Annotated in this window: 23 protein-coding genes; 7 read left to right on the top strand and 16 right to left on the bottom strand. The window is 64.4% G+C overall.

What is annotated here, in order from left to right:
* Positions 1 to 77: 77 nt before the first annotated feature.
* Entirely contained in the window at positions 78 to 377 is a 300-nt protein-coding gene (locus tag HU764_RS09960; RefSeq protein WP_085274366.1) for a hypothetical protein, read from the top strand.
* Between the two features lie 17 nt (positions 378 to 394).
* Here the strand turns inward: HU764_RS09960 and HU764_RS09955 are convergent, their stop codons facing one another.
* Together HU764_RS09955 and HU764_RS09950 are read right to left on the bottom strand one after the other, a co-directional pair.
* Positions 395 to 1,207 carry a class I SAM-dependent methyltransferase gene (locus HU764_RS09955; protein WP_186680299.1) on the bottom strand — a complete coding sequence of 271 codons (813 nt, stop codon included), beginning with the start codon at positions 1,205 to 1,207 and terminating at the stop codon, positions 395 to 397.
* Between the two features lie 393 nt (positions 1,208 to 1,600).
* The gene (locus HU764_RS09950) at positions 1,601 to 3,787 is read right to left on the bottom strand and encodes an OsmC domain/YcaO domain-containing protein (protein ID WP_186703583.1); all 2,187 of its coding nucleotides are present in this window, start codon (positions 3,785 to 3,787) and stop codon (positions 1,601 to 1,603) included.
* Between the two features lie 253 nt (positions 3,788 to 4,040).
* Between HU764_RS09950 and HU764_RS09945 the strand changes: the two genes are divergently transcribed.
* The 5 genes from HU764_RS09945 to HU764_RS09925 all read left to right on the top strand — a co-directional run bounded on the left by HU764_RS09945 (position 4,041) and on the right by HU764_RS09925 (position 9,859).
* The gene (locus HU764_RS09945) at positions 4,041 to 4,499 is read left to right on the top strand and encodes a (2Fe-2S)-binding protein (protein ID WP_186703584.1); all 459 of its coding nucleotides are present in this window, start codon (positions 4,041 to 4,043) and stop codon (positions 4,497 to 4,499) included.
* Positions 4,499 to 6,757, top strand: coding sequence for a xanthine dehydrogenase family protein molybdopterin-binding subunit (locus HU764_RS09940; RefSeq protein ID WP_186703585.1), 2,259 nt, complete (start codon positions 4,499 to 4,501; stop codon positions 6,755 to 6,757). The genes HU764_RS09945 and HU764_RS09940 overlap by 1 nt, the downstream gene beginning before the upstream one ends.
* Positions 6,758 to 6,774: 17 nt before the next feature.
* On the top strand, positions 6,775 to 8,121 hold the full coding sequence (locus HU764_RS09935; protein WP_186703586.1) for a c-type cytochrome: 1,347 nt from the start codon (positions 6,775 to 6,777) through the stop codon (positions 8,119 to 8,121).
* Positions 8,122 to 8,264: 143 nt separating this feature from the next.
* Positions 8,265 to 9,293: an XdhC family protein gene (locus HU764_RS09930; RefSeq protein ID WP_186680310.1), complete on the top strand. Its 1,029-nt coding sequence runs from the start codon at positions 8,265 to 8,267 to the stop codon at positions 9,291 to 9,293.
* Positions 9,275 to 9,859: a nucleotidyltransferase family protein gene (locus tag HU764_RS09925; RefSeq protein WP_225935632.1), complete on the top strand. Its 585-nt coding sequence runs from the start codon at positions 9,275 to 9,277 to the stop codon at positions 9,857 to 9,859. The genes HU764_RS09930 and HU764_RS09925 overlap by 19 nt, the downstream gene beginning before the upstream one ends.
* Before the next feature lie 3 nt (positions 9,860 to 9,862).
* Here the strand turns inward: HU764_RS09925 and HU764_RS09920 are convergent, their stop codons facing one another.
* The 11 genes from HU764_RS09920 to HU764_RS09870 form a co-directional block, all read right to left on the bottom strand.
* On the bottom strand, positions 9,863 to 10,681 hold the full coding sequence (locus HU764_RS09920; protein ID WP_186703587.1) for a substrate-binding periplasmic protein: 819 nt from the start codon (positions 10,679 to 10,681) through the stop codon (positions 9,863 to 9,865).
* 139 nt (positions 10,682 to 10,820) lie between these two features.
* Entirely contained in the window at positions 10,821 to 11,783 is a 963-nt protein-coding gene (locus HU764_RS09915; protein ID WP_186703588.1) for an alpha/beta hydrolase fold domain-containing protein, read from the bottom strand.
* A gap of 87 nt (positions 11,784 to 11,870) precedes the next feature.
* Entirely contained in the window at positions 11,871 to 13,151 is a 1,281-nt protein-coding gene (locus HU764_RS09910; protein ID WP_186680316.1) for an OprD family porin, read from the bottom strand.
* Positions 13,152 to 13,203: 52 nt separating this feature from the next.
* A complete protein-coding gene (locus tag HU764_RS09905; RefSeq protein ID WP_186703589.1) occupies positions 13,204 to 14,073 on the bottom strand; it encodes an aldose 1-epimerase in 870 nt (289 codons plus the stop codon).
* Positions 14,074 to 14,163: 90 nt separating this feature from the next.
* A complete protein-coding gene (locus HU764_RS09900) occupies positions 14,164 to 15,252 on the bottom strand; it encodes a mandelate racemase/muconate lactonizing enzyme family protein (protein ID WP_186703590.1) in 1,089 nt (362 codons plus the stop codon).
* Positions 15,249 to 16,058 (bottom strand): NAD-dependent epimerase/dehydratase family protein, encoded by an 810-nt coding sequence (locus HU764_RS09895; protein ID WP_186680322.1) that lies wholly within the window; start codon positions 16,056 to 16,058, stop codon positions 15,249 to 15,251. Before HU764_RS09895 ends, HU764_RS09900 begins: the two co-directional genes overlap by 4 nt.
* A gap of 67 nt (positions 16,059 to 16,125) precedes the next feature.
* Positions 16,126 to 17,415: an MFS transporter gene (locus HU764_RS09890; RefSeq protein WP_027593634.1), complete on the bottom strand. Its 1,290-nt coding sequence runs from the start codon at positions 17,413 to 17,415 to the stop codon at positions 16,126 to 16,128.
* Between the two features lie 86 nt (positions 17,416 to 17,501).
* Positions 17,502 to 17,795 (bottom strand): Dabb family protein, encoded by a 294-nt coding sequence (locus HU764_RS09885; RefSeq protein WP_027593635.1) that lies wholly within the window; start codon positions 17,793 to 17,795, stop codon positions 17,502 to 17,504.
* Positions 17,796 to 17,808: 13 nt separating this feature from the next.
* A complete protein-coding gene (locus HU764_RS09880; RefSeq protein WP_186703591.1) occupies positions 17,809 to 19,215 on the bottom strand; it encodes an aldehyde dehydrogenase (NADP(+)) in 1,407 nt (468 codons plus the stop codon).
* Positions 19,216 to 19,252: 37 nt separating this feature from the next.
* Entirely contained in the window at positions 19,253 to 19,699 is a 447-nt protein-coding gene (locus HU764_RS09875; RefSeq protein WP_027593637.1) for a nuclear transport factor 2 family protein, read from the bottom strand.
* Positions 19,700 to 19,702: 3 nt separating this feature from the next.
* Positions 19,703 to 20,512 carry an RraA family protein gene (locus tag HU764_RS09870; RefSeq protein WP_186703592.1) on the bottom strand — a complete coding sequence of 270 codons (810 nt, stop codon included), beginning with the start codon at positions 20,510 to 20,512 and terminating at the stop codon, positions 19,703 to 19,705.
* Between the two features lie 172 nt (positions 20,513 to 20,684).
* Here HU764_RS09870 and HU764_RS09865 point away from each other — a divergent pair, with 172 nt between their 5' ends.
* Complete coding sequence (locus tag HU764_RS09865; protein WP_186680328.1) at positions 20,685 to 22,256, top strand: IclR family transcriptional regulator domain-containing protein; 1,572 nt, start codon at positions 20,685 to 20,687, stop codon at positions 22,254 to 22,256.
* A gap of 18 nt (positions 22,257 to 22,274) precedes the next feature.
* Here the strand turns inward: HU764_RS09865 and HU764_RS09860 are convergent, their stop codons facing one another.
* The 3 genes from HU764_RS09860 to HU764_RS09850 are packed head-to-tail and all read right to left on the bottom strand — an operon-like array spanning position 22,275 to position 23,509.
* The gene (locus HU764_RS09860; RefSeq protein ID WP_186703593.1) at positions 22,275 to 22,916 is read right to left on the bottom strand and encodes a LysE family translocator; all 642 of its coding nucleotides are present in this window, start codon (positions 22,914 to 22,916) and stop codon (positions 22,275 to 22,277) included.
* A gap of 55 nt (positions 22,917 to 22,971) precedes the next feature.
* Positions 22,972 to 23,172 carry a DUF1289 domain-containing protein gene (locus HU764_RS09855; RefSeq protein ID WP_027593641.1) on the bottom strand — a complete coding sequence of 67 codons (201 nt, stop codon included), beginning with the start codon at positions 23,170 to 23,172 and terminating at the stop codon, positions 22,972 to 22,974.
* 19 nt (positions 23,173 to 23,191) lie between these two features.
* Positions 23,192 to 23,509: a hypothetical protein gene (locus tag HU764_RS09850; RefSeq protein WP_027593642.1), complete on the bottom strand. Its 318-nt coding sequence runs from the start codon at positions 23,507 to 23,509 to the stop codon at positions 23,192 to 23,194.
* Between the last annotated feature and the right edge of the window lie 122 nt (positions 23,510 to 23,631).

Genomic DNA, 23,631 nt, shown 5'->3' with positions numbered 1-23,631 from the left:
GAATGGTATCCTGCAAGCACCCGCGCTGTACTTTTCCACCTTCAGCGCTTTGGCATCATTCGAACAAGGAGAACAGCATGAGCGACTACCGGGAGCGCACGTGGGCGTTCTGGGCACTGAACACGCTGCTCATCCTCGGCCTGGGGCTGAGCGCGGGCTGCTCCAGCAAAAAAAACCAAGCCCGCTATGCGGCCTCCACCGTTGGCTCCAACTGCTTCGCCAAGGCCGTACCGACTACGGGCGAAGGTGGCCTGGCCTGGGGCAATACCCTGAGCATTGCCCGGCAGAAGTCGCTGAACAACTGTGTGCGCTATGCAGGCAGGTCTGGGGGGACGCCGAAGACCTGCCAGGTGGTGATGGCCAAGTGCAAGAACTAGGCAGCAGTCGCTGACGCTCAACGCCGCGTGATCACCACCTCCAGATACTCGCTGGGGACCACCAGCGAGGCCCCGCCCCCCACGTTGTTTTCATTCAACAGCGCAGTCAGGTCGCTCTCCAGCGCATTGGCGGCTTCAGGCGCCAATGCCGCAAACGCCTTGTGCACCGGCCCATACCAAGTGCGGAACACATCGATGAAGTGCGCTGCAGAGCGATAGCGGAAGTTGAAGTGTTGACGGGCGACCTGCATCTGGCCCAGCGCCCTGTCGAACAGTACCCGCAACTGCTCCTCGTCACCCCAGCGCGAAGGGGGCAATGCCCCGGCTGGCGGCGGAACGTGGCGCCCGAGCGTCTTGAACATCTGGCCAACGAAACCCTGCGGCGTCCAGTTCGCCAGGCCAATCCGGCCGCCGGACCGACAGACGCGGCTCAATTCCCGCGCGGCCTGGGCCTGATCGGGGGTGAACATCACACCGAAGGTCGACAGAACGGCATCGAATGCACCCTCGGCGAACGGCAGCGCTTCGGCATCGGCCACTTGAAACATCACGTTCAGGTGCTCGGCCTGAGCGCGTGCCTCACCGCGCTTGAGCAACTCGGCCACGTAGTCGGTGGAGGTGACGCGGCAACCGCGCCGCGCGGCGGCCAGGGTGGCATTGCCGTTGCCGGCCGCCACGTCCAGCACCTGCTCGTCCCAGCGCAAATCACAGGCTTCGGCCAGGCGTTCACCCACCAGCTGCAGGGTGGTGCCGATCACGGCGTAGTCACCGCTGGCCCATGCAGCTTGCTGGCGGGATTTCAAGGCATTGGTATCCAAAGGGGTGCTCATGGTCTGCGCCTTCGTGTTGTGCGCGGCCGAGGTCCTTCTGGCAGTCATCGCGCCATGGATAGGTTGAGGGGTCAAGCCCGTGGGGGCAGCAAAAAATTATGCGCCTGATGGGGGAAACGGCAAGCGGTGGGGGGTGAGAGGCAAGACGGATTTGAGATAGCGGAAAGCATTAACCGCTATATGGGGATGGTTGCGAGGTGTACGGTTTGGGGGGGTTGGCGCTTGCGGGATCAAGCGCCGCTTGCGCGACGCTTCGCAGCACAAGGCTGCTCCTACAATTGTTTCGGGCCAATTAATCCTGCGGCAGGGGCGCGCGACCTTCTTGGCGCCGAATCGGGCCTGTGTAGGAGCAGCCTTGTGCTGCGAAGCGCCGCGCTTGCGGCGCTCGGTCTATCAGGCAAACTTGGCCCGAGCCGCATGCAGCTTCTTGTAGCTCTCGATCAAACGCAAATGACGATCCAGCCCTTCCAGCTTCATGCTGGTCGGCGTCAGGCCGTGGAAGCGCACGCTGCCGTCCACCGAGCCCAGCACCGCGTCCATCCGCGGGTTGCCGAACATGCGGCGGAAGTTGGTTTCGTAGTCTTCCATCTCTAGGTCATCATCCAGCACCACTTCCAGCACCACGTTCAACGCCTGGTAGAACAGGCCACGCTCGACGGTGTTGTCGTTGAACTGAAGGAACGCCTCAACCAGCTCCTTGGCATCTTCGAAGCGCTGCACGGCCAGGCAGATCAGTAGCTTCAGCTCAAGAATGGTCAACTGGCCCCACACCGTATTGTCGTCGAACTCAACGCCGATCAACGTGGTGATGGTGGTGTAATCGTCCACATCGCAGTTGTCCAGGCGCTTGAGCAGCAACTTCAGCGAACGGTTGTCCAGGCTGTGCAGGTTGAGGATGTCAGCGCGGAACGACAAGGCCCGGTTGGTGTTGTCCCAGATCAGGTCCTCGACCGGGTAGATCTCCGAGTAACCCGGCACCAGGATGCGGCACGCGGTGGCACCGAGGTTGTCGTACACCGCCATGTACACTTCTTTGCCCAGGTCGTCGAGGATGCCGAACAGGGTCGCAGCTTCCTGCACGTTGGAATCTTCGCCATGGCCAGAGAAGTCCCACTCGACAAATTCGAAATCGGCCTTGGCGCTGAAGAAGCGCCACGACACCACGCCGCTGGAGTCGATGAAGTGCTCGACGAAGTTGTTCGGCTCGGTCAGCGCGTGGCTTTCGAAGGTGGGCTGCGGCAGGTCGTTCAGGCCTTCGAAGCTGCGGCCCTGCAACAACTCGGTGAGGCTGCGCTCCAACGCCACTTCCAGGCTCGGGTGCGCGCCGAATGAGGCGAACACGCCACCGGTGCGCGGGTTCATCAAGGTCACGCACATGACCGGGAACTCACCGCCCAGCGATGCGTCCTTGACCAGCACCGGGAAGCCCTGCTCTTCCAGCCCCTGAATACCGGCAACGATGCCGGGGTACTTGGCCAGCACTTCCTGCGGTACATCCGGCAGGCACAGTTCGCCTTCGAGGATCTCGCGCTTCACCGCACGCTCGAAGATTTCCGACAGGCACTGCACTTGCGCCTCAGCGAGGGTGTTGCCCGCGCTCATGCCGTTGCTGAGGAACAGGTTCTCGATCAGGTTGGACGGGAAGTACACCACCTCCTGGTCCGACTGGCGCACGAATGGCAGCGAGCAGATGCCCCGCGCGGTGTTGCCCGAGTTGGTGTCGTACAGGTGCGAGCCGCGCAGTTCACCGTCGGGGTTGTAGATTTCCAGGCAGTTCGCGTCGAGGATCTCGCTGGGCAGCGCGTCCTTGGGGCCCGGCTTGAACCACTGCTCGTTCGGGTAATGCACGAACGGCGCGTTAGCGATGTCCTCGCCCCAGAACTGGTCGTTGTAGAAGAAGTTGCAGTTCAGGCGCTCGATGAACTCACCCAGCGCCGAGGCCAGCGCGGCCTCCTTGGTTGAACCCTTGCCATTGGTGAAGCACATCGGCGACTGTGCATCGCGCACATGCAGCGACCACACGTTGGGCACTATATTGCGCCACGAGGCGATCTCGATCTTCATCCCAAGGCCCGCGAGAATCGCCGACATGTTGGCGATGGTCTGCTCCAGCGGCAGGTCCTTGCCCGGGATGTAGGTACTGGTGTCCGACACCGGCATCAGTAACCCCTGGGCATCGGCGTCGAGGTTGTCCACCACCTCGATGACGAATTCAGGCCCGGTCTGCACGACCTTCTTTACCGTGCAACGGTCGATGGAACGCAGGATGCCCTGGCGGTCCTTCTCGGAAATGTCTTCAGGCAGCTCGACCTGGATCTTGAAGATCTGGTTGTAGCGGTTTTCCGGATCGACGATGTTGTTCTGCGACAGCCGAATGTTTTCGGTGGGGATGTCGCGGGTCTGGCAGTACAGCTTCACGAAGTAAGCCGCGCACAGGGCCGAAGACGCCAGGAAATAGTCGAACGGCCCCGGGGCCGAACCGTCGCCTTTGTAACGGATCGGTTGGTCGGCGATCACCGTGAAGTCGTCGAACTTGGCTTCGAGACGGAGATTGTCGAGAAAATTGACCTTGATTTCCATGCGGGATTACCGTGAGTTAAGCGTGCAAAACGAAATTGGCCGGCATTATCCGGGTTTTTCGCCTGGAAGTCCTGTTTGCCTGCCGCCAACGCCCGCCTTGCGCATTCCGCCGAATTCCTTGCCTGATCCTCCTGACCTGTCGGCAGCGCCTGCTCGCCGGTCGTAGCGCTGTGCTAGCGTTTCTGGATTGGGGGCAACGTATCCCCACTCACGACGACAACGCGACAGCAAACCGATGATGAGCAGGTGAACCATGGAACTACGCATCAACCAGAAGACCTATCAGGTCGAGGCCGACGCTGACACGCCCCTGTTGTGGGTGATCCGTGACGACCTGGGGCTGACCGGCACCAAGTATGGCTGCGGCCTGGCGCAATGCGGCGCTTGCTCGGTGCTGGTGGACGGCAGCGTGGTGCGCGCCTGCGTGACCCCGGTGGCAGGCGTGGTCGGGCGCGAAGTGACCACCATCGAGGCGATCGAGGACGACGCCGTTGGCAAGCGTGTGGTCGCGGCCTGGGTCGAGCACCAGGTGGCGCAGTGTGGCTACTGCCAGTCAGGCCAGGTGATGGCCGCCACGGCGCTGCTCAAGCACACGCCCCAGCCCAACGACGCGCAGATCGATGCCGCGATGGTCAACCTGTGCCGCTGCGGCACTTACAACGCCATCCATGCCGCCGTCCACGAGCTTGCGGCCCAGCGGGAGAAGGCGTGATGAACACGCGTATCGATACCCCTGCCGAGCTGTCGGCGCTGCCGCTGGGTGAGCCGGTTAACCTGTCACGCCGCCGCTTCCTGCTAGCCTCGGCGGGCGCCGCCGCGGGCGCGCTGGTACTCGGGTTTGGGTTGCCGCTGGGCTCGGCACGGGTCCAGGCCGCCACCACCGCGGTCCAGGAGCGCGGCACACAAGTACCGGCCTTCCTGGAAATTCGCCCGGACAGCACCGTGCGCCTGCTCTGCCCGTTCATGGAGGGTGGCCAAGGCACCTACACCGCCATGGCACAGATCGTCGGCGAAGAACTGGACGCCGACCCGGCCACGTTCCTGGTCGACAGCGCGCCGCCTGGCGAAGCTTACGTGGTGATGGAAAACGGCATGCGCATCACCGGCGGCAGCATGTCGGTACGCATGAGTTACCCGACCATGCGCCGCCTCGGCGCCCTGGCCCGGGCCATGTTGCTGCAGGCAGGTGCCGAGCAGTTGGGGGTGCCGGTCGACGAACTTTCCACCGAACCCGGCAAGGTCATCCATGCACCCTCAGGCCGCTCGGTGCCCTACGGCGAACTGGCCGCGCGCGCCCTCGACCTGCCGGTGCCAGACCCGGCCAGCGTGAAGCTGCGCGACCCCAGCCAGTTCCGCTGGATCGGCAAACCGGTGCGCCGGGTCGATGCCTATGACAAATCCACCGGCAAGGCCGTGTACACCATCGACATCAAGCTCGACGGCATGCTCCACGCCGCCGTCCAGCACGCACCGCGCCTGGGCATGACGGTTGGCAGCCTGCGCAACGAAACACAGGTCAAGGCCATGAAAGGCGTGCATTCGGTGCATCAACTACCCGGCGCGGTGGCGGTGGTCGCCGAACGCTGGTGGCATGCCAAGCGCGCAGTCGAGGCCCTCCAGGTGGACTGGCAGGAGCCCGGCAGCGATTCGCCGGTAAGGCCGATGCCGGCCGACTTTTCCAGCGACGCCTATCGTGACCGCCTGGCCACCGAGCAAGGCCCGGCCCGCGACGAGGAAAACCAAGGCGATGTGGCCGGGGTGCTGGCCAAAGCCAAGACCAAGATCGAGGCAACCTACCATAACCAGTACCTCAACCACGCCCAGCTCGAGCCGCCCTCAGCGCTCGCCCGCTTCAACCCCGACGGTTCGCTGGAGGTGTGGTTGCCCAACCAGGCGCCGGACATGTTCCGCGACGACATCGCCAAACGCACCGGCCTCGACCCTGCGCGCATCACCCTGCACTCACCCCTGCTGGGCGGCTTTTTTGGCCGGCATTTTCTGTATGACTCGGCCAACCCCTACCCGCAGGCCATCGCCCTGGCCAAAGCGGTGGGCCGCCCGGTCAAACTGATCTGGAGCCGCGAAGAAGAGTTTCTGCGGGATGTGTTGCGGCCGCTGGCGGTGGTCAAATTCCGTGGGGCACTGGATGACGATGGCCTGCCTGTCGCGATAGAAGCCGTGAGTGCCACCGAAGGCCCGACCGAGGCACTGGCCGGCAAACAAGGTGACAAGATCGACCCCACCGCCCTTGAAGGGCTGTCGGGCAAGTCGTACGCCATCGCCAACAAACGCATTGCCCAAATCTACGTCAAAGGCCCGGTCATGCTCGGCTACTGGCGCTCGGTGGGCAACTCGCTGAACGACTTCTTCTACGAAGCCTTCCTCGACGAGCTGGCCGACAAAGGCGGCAAGGACCCTTATGAATTGCGCCTGCATCTGTTGCGCGACAACCCGCGCCTGACCACCCTGCTACAGGCGGTCGGCGAGTTGTCCGGCGGCTGGAAGCGTGGGCCATTCACGGCCGAGGACGGCAGCAAACGGGCACGCGGTGTGGCCATGGCCTCGCCGTTTGGCTCGGAGGCGGCGGTTATCGCCGAAGTGTCGATCGAAAACGGTCAGGTCAAAGTGCACGACATCTGGCAGGCCATCGACCCAGGCAGCATCGTCAACCCGGCGATCATCGAAGCCCAGGTCAACGGCGCCGTGGCCCTGGGCCTGTCGCAGACCCTGTTGGAAGAAGCGGTGTACATCGACGGCAAGCCCCGGGCGCGCAACTACGACCTGTACCCGATCCTGCCGCCTTCGCGCATGGCCCGGGTGCATGTGCGCATCGTCGAAAGCGGCGCGAAGATGGGCGGCATCGGCGAACCACCGCTGCCCGCGGTTGCACCGGCGGTGGCCAACGCGGTAGCGCGGCTGACCGGCCAGCGCATCCGCAGCATCCCATTGAGCCGCTACACCTTCACCTGACAGGACAAGGAACGCCCATGACCCACAGCCGATTCGCAAGAACCGCCGGCTGGCTGGCGCTGCCGTGCCTGGTCGCGGCAGGCCTGCTGGCCTGGTATGTCACCCGGGAGCCCGCGTCGCCTTTCGTGGCCGAACACAATGCCAGCGTCGACGCGGCGCTGGTCAGCCGCGGCGAGTACGTGGCCCGGCTCAGCGACTGCGTGGCCTGCCACAGCCTGCCCGACAACAAGCCGTTCGCCGGGGGCCTGGAGATGGCCACGCCGTTAGGCGCGATCCATGCAACCAACATCACCCCAGACCGGGACACCGGCATCGGCGGCTACAGCCTCGCCGACTTCGACCGCGCCGTGCGCCATGGCGTCGCCCCCGGTGGCCGGCGTCTGTACCCGGCCATGCCCTACCCCTCCTACGCCAAGCTCAGCGATGACGATGTGCGTGCGTTGTACGCGTTTTTCATGCGGGGCGTGCAACCTGCCAACCAGCCGAATATCCCCAGCGATATCCCGTGGCCGCTGAACCTGCGCTGGCCCATCGCGTTGTGGAACGGGCTGTTTGCGCCCACTACGCCCTACGTGGCCAAGGCTGGCCAGGACCCTCTGTGGAACCGCGGCGCTTATATTGTCCAAGGCCCCGGGCACTGCGGCAGCTGCCATACCCCGCGCGGCCTGGCTTTCAACGAAAAGGCTCTGGATGAAGACGGCAAGCCGTTCCTGGCCGGCGCGCTGCTCGATGGCTGGTACGCGCCGAGCCTGCGCGCCGATCACAACACCGGCCTTGGGCGCTGGAGCGAAGCCGAGATTGTCCAGTTTCTCAAGACTGGGCGTAACCGGCATGCCGTGGTCTATGGCTCGATGACCGAGGCGTTCAACAACTCCACGCAGTTCATGGCCGACGAGGACCTGGCGGCAATCGCCCACTACCTGAAATCGCTGCCAGGCGATCCGCAACGTGACGGCACGCCCTGGCAGTACCAAGCGGCATCGGCGGCGGCGACACTGGAGCGCCCAGGCGCCCACACCTACGTCACGCGCTGCGCCTCTTGCCATGGGCTGGACGGCAAGGGCCAGGCCGAATGGATGCCGCCGTTAGCGGGCGCAACCTCGGCCTTGGCCGGCGAGAACGCCTCGGCGATCAACATCACCCTCAACGGCTCGCAACGCATCGTTGCCGCTGGCCTGCCCGATGCCTACCGCATGCCGGCCTTCCGCGAGCAATTGTCGGACCAGGAGGTTGCCGAAGTACTGAGCTTTGTGCGCAGCAGTTGGGGCAACCACGGCAGCGCGGTGGATGCACAGGCAGTTAGCACGTTGCGCGGGCACACCGACCCGGCCAGCAGCAGCCCAATCATCTTGCATATGCGATGAAGTTTCATCGAGAACGGCACGGTCTCTATAGGCGTTCACCTTGGGTTGCCGGCTCCCACAGAAGGGTGGATGAGTGATTTCCCCACACAACCCTGCTGAATCAGTAAAGGGTCGGCACAGGTATTACGCTTTGGAGAATGAGAATGGAAAGCATCGACCTGCTGGTATTGCGCACCGCCCGTGACTGGCTTGCCAGCGGTGAACGCGTCCTGCTGGCCACCGTGGCCCGCACCTGGGGCTCCTCCCCTCGCCCGGTCGGTTCGATGATGGCCCTGCGCAGCGACGGTCGCGTGGTCGGCAGCGTGTCCGGTGGCTGCATCGAGGACGATCTCATCCACCGCTACACCACCGCCTATGGCGGCCCCGGCATGCAGACCGGGCTGCCGGAGGTGGTTCGCTACGGCGTCAGCGCCGAGGACGCCCACCGTTTCGGCTTGCCCTGCGGCGGCACCCTGCAACTGATCCTCGAGTTCGAGCCATCGGCAGCACACCTGGCGCAACTGCTGGCCGGCCTGGACAGCGGTAGCCTGATACGCCGCGAGCTGGATGTGCGCAGCGGCGCAGCCACGCTTACGGCCAGCGCCACACCGGATCAGTTCAGCTTCGACGGCCAGCGCATGCTCAGCACCCTCGGCCCTGGCTACCGCGTGCTGCTGATCGGCGCCGGCGCGCTGGCCGAATACCTGGCGACCATGGCCCTGTTCAACGGCTTCACGGTGTCGGTGTGCGACCCTCGGCCCGAGTACATGGGCGGCTGGAGCGTCGACGGCGTGGTGAAGCTGGCCGGGATGCCGGACGACGTGGTTCGCGCCTTCGCCCCCGACCTGCGCAGCGCCGTCGTCGCCCTCAGCCACGACCCCAAGCTCGACGACCTGGCATTGCTCGAAGCCCTGCACAGCCCGGCGTTCTATATCGGCGCCATCGGCTCGCGGCGCAACAGCCAGCTGCGCCGCGAGCGCCTGATGGAACACTTCGGCGAGACCGAAGCCAGCCTCCAGCGCCTGCACGGCCCTATCGGCATCTACATCGGCAGCAAGACCCCGGCCGAAATCGCCGTCAGCGTCATGGCCGAGATCCTTGCTGCCAAAAACGACGTGAGCCTGCCTGGCGCGGTCAACGTGACCAAGGCCAAGCTTGCCCGGGAGGCCGAGGCATGCCTGCACACCCCATGACCTGCGCCGCGCTGGTGCTGGCGGCTGGGCGATCGCAGCGTTTTGGCAGGGACAAACGCCTGGCACGGTTGCCTTCGGGGCAGACGCTGCTGGCAGCGACGCTGTCGCGTGCATTCGAGCAGTTCGCCGTGGTGCACATCGTGCTGCGCCCGGACGACGACGCGCAACAACTGGGCATCGACCCGCGTGCCCGGATCGTATGGGCCGACCAGGCCGAGCACGGCATGGGCGCCAGCCTGGCAGCGGGGGTCACCGCCCTGTTGCAGACCCCCGCCCAGGCGGTGGCGGTGCTGTTGGCGGATATGCCGTGGATCGCACCGCGTACCTTGCACACGTTGTGCGAGCAGGCCAGCGCTACACGTATCGTGCTGCCGCTGTACCAGGGCCAGCGCGGGCACCCGGTGCTCTTCGGCCGTGCGTTCTGGCCGGCACTGGCGCAGTTGCACGGCGACCAAGGCGGCAGGCAGGTCATCCTGGACAATCCGCGGGCGTGTGCCAGCGTAGCCGTCGACGATGCTGGGGTGGTGCTGGACGTTGACGTGCCTCAAGCCCTGACGTCGATGTGAGGGTCAGTGAGCGAGCGCTTGCGACTGCTGTTGCTGCCAACGTGCCAGGTTCTGCCGCATTAATTGCTCCGGCAACGTGCTGGACACAACCTGGTTCATCTCCCGCGTCAGCGCTTCGCGCAACTGTGGCTGATTGCAGGGCGATTTATGTGACACCGCCAGGTACAAGCCTTCGCTGGACACGGGCGGGTCCAGCACCTGCAGCTTGTCCTGCATGCCCAGCGTCTGCGCCAACGCCATGCCGGGGTACTGCTCGAAAACCACATAGTCGCTGCGTTTGAGCAACAGTTTCTCGAAGGCCTGCTTGGCGCTGGGCACCGCTTCGAGCGTGAGGCTGACACTGGCATAGTCATCGAACTGCTGGCCATGGCTGTTATTGACCAGTGTCCCGCCTTTACGACCTTGCAGGTCCGACCATTGCTGATAGGCAAAGGCCCCTTGCTGGCGCACCCAGACCACGCTGGGCGTGTGCAGGAATGCGGGGCTTATGAAGTCCATCAGCTGGGTGCGCGCTTGGGTCAGAAAATACCCGGCCAGCAGGTCGATACGGCCCGTGCCCACTTCCTCCTGGGCACGCGACCAAGGCCCGCCATAGACCACCTCCACCTCCAGCCCGAGTTGCTTGCCCAAGTGCTTGAGTAAGTCGGCATTGGCACCGATCAACTGCTGAGGGTTGTGCGGGTCACGCCACAGGTACGGGGGGTATTCAGGGTTGCCAGTGGCCGTCAGGTGCTGGCATGCCGCCTGCGCACCCGCGCCCATCGGTAGCAGGGACCCGCACAGCAACAACAGCAAGGCGTGGCGAACGCAACGCTCGATCATCTACAACCCTCGGCACAAGTGGCACCCGGCGACCCGGCGTGGTCGCCAAAGGCTGCCACATCCCGTGGAAGACTGCAGCATCTGGCTTCGCGTGGTGTAGACAGTCTGGCCCCATAATGGCGGGCAGGCAGGTTTTTCGTCAGTGCGCAGATGCCCCGCCGTCGGCGGAATCGAGGGTGCCCTGCGCCCACTGCAGCAACTGTACGGCCATTCGGTCCCAAGCCTGCTCGACCTCAGCCACCCCGAAGGCGCGCAGGCTGGAATGCACCATCCCCTCGCCTACCCAGGCATCGGCCTGCACCCCATGCGCCGCAAGCGCGTCACAGTAGGCGATGCCGTGATCGCGCAGTGGGTCGACACTGGCCACCAGCACCCAGGCCGGGGCCAGCCCGGCGAAGTCATCCGCCTCCAACGGCATCGCGCAGGGGTCATCACGGTCGGCCTTGACCGGCAGAAACCCTTCTAGGGACTTCATCAGCCCCGCCACCGTCATCATCGGTGCCTCTGCATGCTGCTGCATCGACGGCAACTGCCGCCGGGCAGTCAGTACCGGGTACACCAGCAATTGCCCCACTGGCTGCGGCTGGCCGTCACGGCGCAGTGCCCTGCACAAGCCGGCCGCCAGGGTGCCGCCTGCGCTGTCGCCGGCGACCATCAAGCGGGCCTGGCTGAGGCGCGCATCGACCTGGCCACTGCGCAACGCCGACCACACCTTCAGGCAGTCCTCCAGCGGTGCAGGGTAGGCATGCTCTGGCGCCAGCCGATACTCGACCGCGACGATGGCGATCGGTGCCCGGCGCGCCAGGGCGTAAGCGAACCAGTCGTGGGTATCGAGGTTACCCAGGTCCCAGCCACCGCCGTGCAGGTACAGCAGCGTTGGCCAGCCACCTTCCGGTGCCGGGCCGGCGGGTTGATAGCAGCGCAGGCGCAGGCCCTGCAGGTCGATGTCCTCGATACCCCAGCCTTCAGGCGGTGGCGGTGTGCAATTGCGGCAGGCTTGCAGGAATGCCGAGCGCCGGGCGGCCAGGCTGTTGTCGGTCGCGGTGAAACGCTTGCTGTTGTCGATGTAGGCCTGCATGGCGGGGTCCAAGGGCTGGGGCACTGGTGTCTTCCTGGGGGGATGTGAATCGGTTCGGGATTGTTGGGGGCGCGTCGCGAAGGGGCTGCAAAGCAGCCCCAGGCCAAAGGCTCAAAACAGCGGCAAGGTATAGGCAATGATCACGCGGTTCTCGTCGCGCCGCCCGGTCGCATCTCCGCGCAGTTCGACGTTGCGCCAGCGCAACGCCAGGTTCTTCAGCGGCCCGCTCTGGATCACGTAGGTAACATCCAGGTTGCGCTCCCACTCACTGCCATCCTCCCCCGCCACCTTGAAGTTGTCCCCGCGCACATAACGGGCGAACGCCGTCAGCCCCGGTACGCCGAGGGCGGCGAAATCGAGGTCGTAGCGGGCCTGCCACGAGCGCTCCTGGGCACGGTCGAAGCGCAGCACCTGTACGGCGTTGGCAACCCCCGGCAGGTCAGTGTCATGAATGAACGGCAAGGCGCTGTCGCCTGCGTTGTATTGGTAGCCAAGGCGGAACGTCTGGGCCTTGAGGTTGGCGCTGAGCATCGCCGAAGTCATGCGGCTATCGAGATTGCCAGCCTTCTCAGTGCCCGACTCGCCAGTATCGAGGTAGTTGAAAGTGCCGGAAAGGTTCCAGTCGCCGGCTTTGAACGCCTGGGTACCGGTATACAAGGTTTGCTGGTAGACGTCGGCAAGGCGACCGGTCCACAGCCCCAGCGACGTCTGCGGGGTGGCGCGCCAGGTGCCGCCCAAGTAGTCGAAGCGGTCACTGAACACGCTGTAGTAGTTGCCCACCTGGATGTCGCGAGCGCCGGCGAACTCGCGCTGGTTGACCTTGCGCATCTGGCCCAGGCCAATATCGAGGTTGTCCAGTTCGCGTATATCGAGCATCGCGCCTTCGAAAAACTGCGGCAGCAAGCGCGCATCGCCGGCGCTGACCAGGGGGATTTTGGGGAACAGACCGCCCACCTTCAACTCGGTTTTCGAATACTTGAATTTGACCGCTGCCGTGGCCTCGGAAAACTCGTCAGCCGAACGCGGGTCAGCATTGCGGGGCCCACCCGCACGGTTGTAGGCGCCCGGCAGCAGCGCCGAGCCACTGCGCGATGGCGATGAATCCAGTTTTAGCCCCAGGCCGGCATAAACGTCCACGCCCACCCCGACCGTGGTGTCGGTGTAACCGGACTCACCTTTGAGGATGAAGCCCTGGGCCCACTCCTCCAGCTTGGACTGCGCAGGCTTGGTGGAGTCGCGCAGGTCGTGGTTGTAGTAGAAGTTGCGCAATGTCAGGTTGGCCTTGCCGTCCTCCAGAAAGGCCGCCTGGGCACACAGTGGGCCCAGCCCGAGCAGCAGCGACAAGGGTTTTGCAGCGCGAGCGAAGCCCGCTCCAGTCGAGGAGAGTTTCATTGTTGTTGTTCTCTTTTATTGTGGGTGTTGGATACAGCGCTCGGCAAAGCTGTCAGCGTCGCTGCCAGGTAAATTCGAGGGTGGCTTCAAGCCGCTGGCCAGGGCCCAGCACCTGGGTGCCGGTATCGCCCCAGGCCTGTTCAGGCTGGTTGAAAGCATCGGCCAGGTGCGAAACCGGCTCCAGGCACAGGTATCGGCTGCCGGTCGGGGCAAAGGCAACGAAATGGCTCAGGGGTGGGCTTGCCTGCAGTTTCAGGCTGCCCGCCGGGTAATCGAGTTCCAGTAGCCCATCCCAGCAGGACTGGTAGTGCGCCAACGCCTGGGCGTCATCGGCGTCGATCGACACAGGCTGCGTGGCCTGCCGAAAGCCGCCGGTAGCCAGGTACTGATCATCGATCTGCCATTCCCGGCCAACCTGGTAACGTACGTTCAGCCCCGCATGGCGTTGAAAATACGGGTGCAGCCCAAGGCCCGCAGGCATGGGGGAATCCCCCTGGTTGAGCAGCGCCAGGACGATGCTCAAGCGATTGCCTTCGAGCACGAAACGCTGTTCGGCACGAAATGCCCAGGGCCAGTGCTCGCCTTGGTAATCGCAGGCAAGGGTCAACTGCCCGGCACAGGGTTCCAGCACGTGCCACGCCAGTGTGTGCGCCACCCCATGCAAGGTGTGCGGCCGCGCTGCGGGGTGAGCCGGCAATGTATAGGCCTGCCCTGCAAACTGCAGTTGGGCATTGCGAATACGGTTGGAGTACGGCACCAGCGGGTACGCGCCAGCCCGCGGCCAGTCGAGCGGGTCGAAGTGCTCGGCCGAGATCGGCAGCAGCACGTCGAGCCCCTCGGCACGCAGGTGGGCGATACGCCCACCCCAGGCAGGAAGCAGCCCGACAGACCAGGTGGCGTTGCTCAGAACCAACGGTTGCATAGGACCTCCGATGCCCTCACGGGCACACGTCGCCCCTGCCGCCGCGCCGTGGCACAGCGGAGGGGAGCAATTACGGGATACGCGCCAGCGTCAGCGGCGGTAGCGCTCGGCTACTTGCACGTCGATGTCCAGGCCAAGGCCGGGGCCCTGCGGGATCTGCAACAAGTTGCCCTGGCGCAGTTGCTCGACCGGGTACAACCAGGCCGCCGGTTCGACGAACAGGTACTCCACTTGTGGCACGCGCTGTTGCACCGCCGCCAGGTGCAAGGTGGCGATCAGGCCGGGTCCGAAGTACGGGCAGTGCGGCAATACCACGGCGTTGTGCTGGTCAGCGAGCGCGGCGATGCGCAGGCATTCGGAAATACCCCCGACCTTGGTCACGCTGGGCTGGATCGAATCGACCGCACCTGCCACCAGCGCCTGCTCGAACTGCACGGCAGTGCACCAGTTCTCCCCTGCCGACAACGGCACTCCCTGGCCGCGCAAGCTGGCCAACGTGGCGAAATCTTCCGGTGGGAATATCGGCTCTTCCAGCCAGGCCAGTTGTAGGTCCGCCAATGCTGGCAGCCAGGCGCGGGTGTCCGCAGCCGTCCAGGCGCAGTTGACGTCGGTCGCCAGCGGTATGTCGTTGCCAACGGCGTCGCGGCAGGCGGCGATCTCCGGCAACGTCACCTCATGCAACTTGATGTCACAAAAGCCCATGCGCAATGCCTTTTCGCAGATCGCCGGGGCCACCTCATCATCGGCATAGCGCACCAGGCTGGCATAGGCTGGCACCTGCTCGCGGTGGGCCTGGCCCAGCAGGCGATGCAAGGGCACGCCCTCGCGGCGGGCGGCGAGGTCCCACAGGGCGATATCGACGCCGGAAATGGCAAACATCGTCACCCCATAACGCCCGAACAGGTGCAACCGCAACTGCAGTTCGCGGTTAAAGGCGGCGATGTCATCGACCTGGCGGTGCAGCAGCAGCGGCGCAATCAGGCGATCGATCAGGGCCTTGGTGGCATCGGCGACGAAGTAGCCAAAGGCTTCGCCCCAGCCGACGTTACCCTGCTCGTCTTCCAATCGAATCAGCACGTTTTCCAGCGTGTGCCAGGTGGTCGGCGTGATGCCCAGGCCCTTGCCGCCATCCTGGAAAGGAATTTCCACGACCTGGGTATCGATACGGACGATTTTCATGCTTGCTCCAGAACACTGGCCAAAGGCACACCGGCGTAGGCCCCCCCAACGTGATCGCGGCCAGAGCCTACCGGCGCCATGGCCTCGTAGGCCAGGAAGTCGTCGGCCAGATGATCGCTGGCATTATCCTGGGGGCAATAGCCCAGCGCACGGGCGCGGCGGTTATGGAAGAACGCATCCGGGCACTCCGACACGCCATAGACGATCTCGTGACGCACCTGCGGGTGCTCCAGGCCGATCAGCACCAACTGCGCCAGGTCGCGGGCGCTGGTCCACAAGCGCAGCCGACGGGCGTCGGCCACCTTGGGGTCGGCATTGCCGATGCGCACGACGAATGTGGCCAGGTCGCTGCGCTGCGAAAACATGGCGCAGGCCGCTTCGCCAAACACTTTGCTCAAGGCGTAGTAACTGTCCGGGGCCACCGGGCTGTCGTCGAAATGAGTGGCCGCCTGGCTGTGGTACTGGCCCAGCACATGGTGGCTGCTGGCAAACACGAAGCGCTTGGCGCCAGCCCGTTGCGCGGCCTCGAGCAAGTACAGGGTGGCATGGTAGTTGGGCTGCACAGTGCTCTGAAAGTGAATGTCGGTGCCGTGGGCGCAGGCCAGATGAAGCACCGCGTCAATGCCTTCGGTGGCTTGGCGGACGAAGGCCGGGTCGGTCAGGTCGCCGACCAGCGCAACTTCGCCTGCGTTCAACTCGGTGACCGGCCTGCGGTCCAGCAGGCGCAGGGTGAAACGCTCGCGCAGGTAAGGGCGCAGCGCGGTTCCGACGATACCGGCGGCGCCGGTGATAAGAAGCGTAGGCATGGCGAATTCCCAAAAACGTGTGAAGTGCAGAAGCCCAGCGGGTTGCCCCGCTGGAGGTGCCATCAAGTCAAGCGGTAGCGACGGCTGCTGCCTGTTTTGCCGGTTTCTGGCCGACGAACAAGGCGACGATCAAGGCCCCTACAACCCCTAGCGCCGCCGCCAGGCCAAAGCCGCTGGCGTAGGTGCCGGTGGACTGGATAATGAACCCGGTCACGGTCGGCGCAACGATGCCCGAAAGGTTGGCCAGCCCGTGCATGAAACCACCAGCCGTACCGACCTGATGATCGGGCACGGCATCCTGGATCAACGACCAGTAAGCCGGCGCAGTCAGCATCAAGAAGCCGATCGCCACGGTCATGACCGCGACCGTACTGGTCACGCTTTGCACCTGCCCGGTCAAACCGATGCACACTGCCGCAATCAGCAGGCACGTAACCAGCACCACCTTGCGCGAAAACAGTTGCTTGCCGGTGCGTTTGAACACCCAGTCGATCAGCAGCCCACCGCAGACGAAGCCGACAGTGCCCACCAGCCATGGCAACGCGGTGACAATACTCATGGCCTTCAGGTCGATGCCCTTGGCGTCGATCAGGTAACTGGGGAACCAGGTCATGAAGAAATACAGAATGTAGTTGTAACAGAACAGCGAGACACCGGTGACCAGCACCGAACGCTGCAGGATGATCTGCAAAACCGGCGTGCGCGGCGCCTCTTCCACGGCGGTCACGGGGGCTTCGCGGCCCTCGTTGATCAGCGCCAGTTCTTCGGCCGAAACCTGCGGGTGTTCCTTTGGCGTGGACGCTGCCATGCGCCACCAGGCAATGGCCCAGAGCACGCCGATCACTGCGATGACCACGAAGGCCACTCGCCAGCCCAGCCACAACGCGAGGAAACCGACGATGGGACCGGCCAAGGCGCCGCCCAACGGGCCGCCCGCTTGGTTGATACCTATGGCGCGGGCACGCTCCTTGATCGGGAACCAGCTGTTCACTGTCTTGTTGGCCGTGGTCGAAACCGGCCCTTCACCTACACCGAACAGGGCGCGAACGATCAGCAGCGACCAGAAGTTGAACGCCAGGGCGGTAGAGCCACACAGCACCGACCAGAAGCTCATGGACCAGGTCAGTACGCGTTTGGGGCCGTAACGGTCGGCCAAGTAGCCACCGACGAAACAGAACAGCGCGTAACCGAAGAAGAAGCTGCTGAAAATCATGCCCTTCTCGGCGGGCGTGAGGTGGTATTCCTGGGTGATGAAAGGCATGGCGATCGACAAGGCAGCGCGATCGACATAGTTGATGATCATGGCCAGAAACAACAGGGTCAGGATCGTCCAGCGGTAGTTCTTTTTCTTGTTCATGTACGACTCCGCCCGGCACCTGTGATGCCGGATCTTTTTTGTTATAGCGCCTGGCCCCGTCAGCGAGCCGGGCGCTGATCAGAGGTCTAGACGCTGTAATCCACCGCTACCCACTCGAAGTACTGTTTAAGCTCGGCGACCAGGGCCTGGTGCGCCGGGTGTGGCAGGTAACGCTGCACGGCCTGGGCATCGTCGAAGCTGGACTCGAGGATGTAGTCCCAGCAGATCGGCCGATCCAGTTCGTTGGCGGCGACTCTCCAGTCGCGAATGAAGTCGATTTCTTCCGTGAGGCCGCGCATCCGCGCCACCAGCCTGCCTTCCAGTTCAGGCTGGGCATCCACCCCGGCCAGCCGGCGGAACAACACGATATGTCGCATCATCGCCCTGCCCTCCTCACCCCAGCACCCAGGCCGGTGCGTCCTGCAAGGCGACCGGGCGCAAGAACCGCTCGATGGCCGCAAAACCCACCGAGGTGGTCTGTGGTGCAGTGGAGGCCGGCCATGGCCCGCCATGCTGCTGGGCATGGCACACGGCAACACCGGTGGGCACGCCGGCGAACAATACCCGCCCGGATACCCGCTGCGCAGCACGCAACAACCGGCGGTTGTCCTCGCTGTCGGCGTCCAGGCCCCACAGCGTGGTGGTCAGGGTACCGCCCACCGCATCCAGCACGTCGGCGACCTGGCTGATCGACTGCGCGGTGACGACCAACGCGGCCGGGCCGAACATCTCTTCACGCAAGTGCGCATCGGCAATGAAAGCGGCCGCGTCGGTGGCAAACAGCCGCGGCGCGGGGCCGGCACCCTCGGGCTGCTGCGCGAACAACGGCCGGGCAAGCTCGGCCACGCTGGCGGCAGCGGCCTCAAAGCCTTGCTGCATGCCGGGGGTGAGCATACGGTGCGTGCGGATTGGCGCAATGGCTTCGGCCAATTGAGCGATGAAGCGCTGGCTGAGCGGCGAATCCAGCAGCACGATCACGCCGGGGCTTGTGCAGAACTGGCCGCAGCCAAGGGTGATGGAGGCGGCCAGGGTCTTGGCCAGGCCTTCGCTGTCGTGCTGCAGGGCGGATGGCAGCGCCACCAACGGGTTGATCGACCCCAGCTCACCGAAGAACGGCACCGGGCGGGCACGGGCATTGGCCGCCTGCCACAAGGCTTTGCCGCCTTGGTAGGACCCGGTGAACGCCACTGCGGCAATCGAGGGGTGCTGCACCAGGTAGGTACCCGCGGCGCGATTGGGGGCTTCGGCCAAGGTCAGCAGGCCTTCCGGCAAGCCCTGGGCACGCACCACGGCCGCCGCCAAGGTGAATACGGCGCGAGACAGCTCAGGGTGGCCGGCGTGCGGCTTGACCACCACCGGGCAGCCGGCAGCCAGCGCCGAGGCGGTGTCCCCACCGAGCACCGAGAAGGCGAACGGGAAGTTGCTGGCTGAAAACATCGCCACCGGGCCCAGTGGCCGCTGGATACGTGACAGCCGTGGGCGGCCAGCGGGAGGAGCCCCCGCCACTGCGGCATCGTCGACTCGGCGGTAAGGCACGCCGGCTTCTACTTCAGTGGCAAAGCCGCGCAGCTGAAACGCGGTACGGGCGACTTCACCGTTGAGGCGTGCCTCGCCCAGCCCGCTCTCACGGTCGGCGATAGCGACCAGGTCCGGCTGGTGCTGCTCCAGCGCATCGGCCAGGCCGCGCAGCAACGTGGCGCGCTGGCTGGCGCTGGCGTCAGCCCAAACGTGCGCAGCGGCAGCAGATTTGGCCACGATGGCGTCGATGGCGGCCAGGTTGGGGTCTTGATGAGAGGTCATTGCTTTACTCCTGAATCGTTCAGTGCAGCCACCGTGCTCAACGAGCCTTCGGCTCCAGGTGATAGCCACGGCCGACGTAGTCGAAATCGACCAGTTCGTTGATTTCCACGTCCTGCTGCGCTGGCGAGGCGTAATAGGCGCGGATTTCCTTGATCAACCCGGTCTGCTCATCGAACAGGTACCACTCGTCCCCACGCACCGCAGTGCCAAGCTTGCGCTTCCAGTGGGTCCACTCGATCACCGCTTCGTCGCTGTCATGGCTGACCAGGATCTTTTCGATGGTCCACTGCGAGCCCAGCTGCTCAACGCACCACACCCATTTGCGGGCGATGGTGTCTGCGCTGCGCCAAGGGATTTCTGGCAAGCCCGCCGGAAAGTAGTGCACCGCGTCAGGCGTGAAGCAGGACACCAGTTGGTCGTAATCACCTGCGTTGCAGGCAGCGAAATAACGGCGGATCAGTTGCGCATGCTTGTGCTCGGCCATGGTTCAGGCCCCCTGCTGGGTGATGATCGACGGGATCGCCGGGCGGCCAGCGGCAACCCAGGCATGGTAGTCGGAGACCGACGCCGGGCTCGGCGGGTACACGCCCCACAGCGCTTCGCCGGCCGCGATGCGCATGGCCAGGTAGTGCTCGATGTCGTCTTGCACGCTGCACACCTCGGCCATTTCCTCGGCCAGGTGCGCAGGCACCACGGTCAGGCCATCGGCATCACCGACGATGATGTCGCCGGGGTACACGGCCACGCCGGCACAACCGATTGGGACCTGAAGGTCGGCCACGTGGTGGTAGGAGATACGCGTGGTGGCGGTAATTTCCCGGGCATAGGCCGGCAGGTTCATGGCAGCGATCTCGCTGCCATCGCGCAGGGCGCCATCGGTGACGATGGCCTTGGCCCCCCGGGCCAGCAGGCGGGTTACCAGAATATTGCCGGCCGAGGCGGCAGCCGGGTCGTTGCGGCTGTCGATGACCAGCACGTCACCCGGTTGAATCTGCTCCACACCCACCCATTGCAGGTTGTCGTCATTGGGCTTGGTGGTCATGGTCGAATAGGTGTCGATGTCTTCACGGGCCGGGATGAAGCGCATGGTGAAGGCACGCCCGGCGAACGGTTTTACATCACGGGTCATGGCACGCAAGCCAACCAGCGCCGGCTGGCGGAAGCCACGCTTGAACAGTTGAGTGGTCAGCGAGCCGCTGCTGCACGTGGCGAGCTTGGCAAGCACTTCGTCGCTCACCTCGACCTGTTTGGCAGAGACACTCTCGTGGGCATCGGCGTAGTTATGGATGACGGACATTGTTGTAGGTTCTCCTCGCGGGTTCATCCGATGATCGGCCCAGGCGAAATCCCACAATGTGGGACACATAATCGCTTCAAGCCCTGCTGAGGCTGATTCTATGGCGGAAAATCCCGCTGAAAAGAGGCAGACTGTGCCCCTTGGCAACCGAGTTCCAAAGGGTGGGAAAACAATGAAAACGGGTGAAGGCACCGCAGCACTGGAAAAAGCCCTGGATGTGTTGCAGGCCATTGGCGCTACCGCTTCGGGCATCAGCCAGGCTGCACTGGCCGAGCAAGTACCGCTGCCGCGCACCACGCTGTACCGCATCATCGCCACCTTGGTGGAGCGCGGCATGATCCGCCGCGACCCGACCCGCAAGGTCTATCGCCTGGGCTTCAAGTACCTGGAGATGGTCCGTAACGCCTACCTGGAACCTGACCTGGTGGCGGCGGCCAGCGAAGAGCTGCGCGCGCTGCGCGACCTAACCGGGGAGACCTCGTACCTGGCGGTGCTCGATGGCAACCAGGTGTTATCGCTGGAGCGCTGCGAGGGCGCGCATACCCAACGCTCGGCGGCCAGCCTCGGCCAAGGCAAGCCGGTGTACTGCACGGGGCAAGGCAAGGCGATTTTGTCGGCGCTCCCTGCAGCCGCTCGCGATGAAATTCTCAAGGGGCTGGTTTTGGCACCGTTGACCCCTCTGACCATCACTGACCGCCGTCGGCTGCTGGCTGAGCTGCAGATCACCCAGACCCGCGGCTACGCCCTGGACGACGAGGAAATCCGCCTGGGTGTGCGCTGCGTCGCCGCACCGATCGTCGACAAGCAAGGCCAGGTGCGTGGCGCCCTGAGTGTCGCAGGGCCAGCCTACCGGCTGACCCTGGAACGCCTGACGCTGCTCGGCCCTGAACTGGCCGAGGCCGCACGCCGGGTAGGCGAGCAATTGCGCCCCGACAGCGCACCGCAAGCCGCGGGCGAACTCAGCGTGGTACCCGGGCCTTGGGCATTCCATGGCGCGTTTCCGCGCTGGCATGCGGGCCAGAAGCGCTTGTACTGGGCCGACACCCTGGCACCGGCGATCCACTGCTGGGACGGGCACACCAGCCGCCAGCTGACGCGCCTTGACCTGCCGGTACGCGGCATGGAGCTGCACCCCGACGGGCTGCTGGTGGCCCAGGCTGGCGGGTGGTCGTTGGTCGACTGGGAAGGCCATGAGCACCCGCGTCAGGACCTGCTCGGCAGCCGTCTGCTGGCGTTGGCCACGCACCCTTCGGGGGCCTTGTGGGCGTGCGCGAAGACTGCCAGTGGTTGCCTGATCGGCGAACTGAGTGCTGAGGGCGAGTTGCGCCATGGCTGGTCGTTACCGGAGCAAGTCAGTGCTTTCCGCTGGGACGCCAAGGGCTCAGCAGTATATGCACTGGCCCCGGAAGCCGGTGACATCCTGCTGCTGCAGCCGGGCAGCAGCAGCGTGCGCAGGCTCGCCTCGCTGCCACTGGGGGGTGGCCGGCTTGGCGGTTTGGCGCTGGACAGTGAAGGTGGGGTGTGGACCACCCAACTGGACGGTTGGAGCGTGGCACGCTTCGATGCCGACGGTAATCTGGACCGCATGATCGGCCTGCCGGTGCCGTGCCCTACAGACCTGTGCTTTGGCGGGGAAGCAGGCGCTACCTTGTTCATCACCAGTGCGCGGCAGGCCCTGAAGCTCGAAGCGTTGGGCAATGCACCGGACTCAGGATGCCTGCTGCAAATGCATACACGGGTTTGAGGGCCCTGCGGTTAACCTTTACGCGGCCTGACGACGCATGGTCAAAATGGCCGCACCGAAGCCAATGAAGGTCGTCCCCACCACCCGGCTCACCCAGCGCGAAAGGCTGGGCCGGGTCAACACGCCCTTGGCACGCGAGGCCAGCGCGGCGTACAGGGTCAGCGAAACGAGCGACAAGGCGACAAAGATCCCGGTCAGGATCAGGAACTGCGGCAGCAACGCTGCACCCTGATCGATGAACTGCGGGAACAGCGCCGTGAAGAACATGGTCGCCTTGGGGTTGGTCACCGCCGTCAGGAACGCCGATTTGTACAGTTTCATCGGCGTCGGGCGTTGCTTGGCCACCCCTGCCTCCGCCCCCGACTCCAGCATCGGGCCTTTCTTCAACAACTGCCGTGCGCCGAGGTAGAACAGGTACGCGGCACCGATGATCTTGACCGCATTGAAAAGGACTTCAGAGCTGGCCAACAAGGCGCCCAGCCCGAGCATGGCCGCTGCCGACAGGCAGAACAGTCCCGAACCATTGCCCAGCGAGGACCAGACAGCGCTGCGCTGCCCGTGGGCCAGGCTGTTGTTGATCGCCATCAGCGTTGCGGGGCCAGGGCTGGCGATGGCGATTGCAGCGACCAGGGTAAAGGCGAGAAGCGAGTGAGAATCCATTTTCCAGGCTCGATTTAACGTTCAGGGAGTTGAGTGTTGAGGCAGCAGACAACGGTCAGTCGGTATTCTGCCGTTTCGCGTTCTTCTTGACGATGGCCTTCATCCGCGTGGCCGCGCGCTGCACGGTGGCCATTTTCTCAGGGCGCTTCATGCCGCGCCACTTGCGGATTTCTTCACGGGTGCGGCCACAGCTTACGCACAGCTCGCTGTTGAGCTGGCAAAGCGAGACGCAGGGGTTGTCGATGTCTTTGGCCATTACACGCTCAAGACCAACATCAGGCCGGCATTTCAGCGCGCACACGTTCGGCGGCTTCTTCAAAGACTTTGCGAAGCTCTTCGGACTTGGCCTTGGTAATCGACTTGGCGGCCAACAGTTCCTCCACCACACGAACGCACTGTGCCTCGGCAGTTTTCAGTTGCTCACGGTCAGAGGCGTCGGCGATATCACCCAGATAAGGAGCAACGAGGTACACGTACCGGTCCTGCAGCTTGAGTGTTTCCAGGGCATCGAGGGCAGTCTGGAACCGTTGGGCAGCGGCAGGGCTCATGCTCAATTTATCGAAATGAATCAGGCTCACACGGTCAGTGGCCATTGACGAATCTCCGTTTCCTGATAAGGCCAGGCTCGCAGGCAGCGCCGCTTCTACGGTGCTCGGGAGTGCGGGCCAGGGTAATGCCCATCAGGGTACCAGAACGCGGGACAAATAGGGCCATC

Origin of the sequence: Pseudomonas kermanshahensis (assembly GCF_014269205.2) — a bacterium.
Taxonomy (GTDB): Bacteria; Pseudomonadota; Gammaproteobacteria; order Pseudomonadales; family Pseudomonadaceae; genus Aquipseudomonas; species Aquipseudomonas kermanshahensis.
Note: the sequence above shows the minus strand (reverse complement) of the source record. Positions and strands in the feature narration are given on the sequence as shown.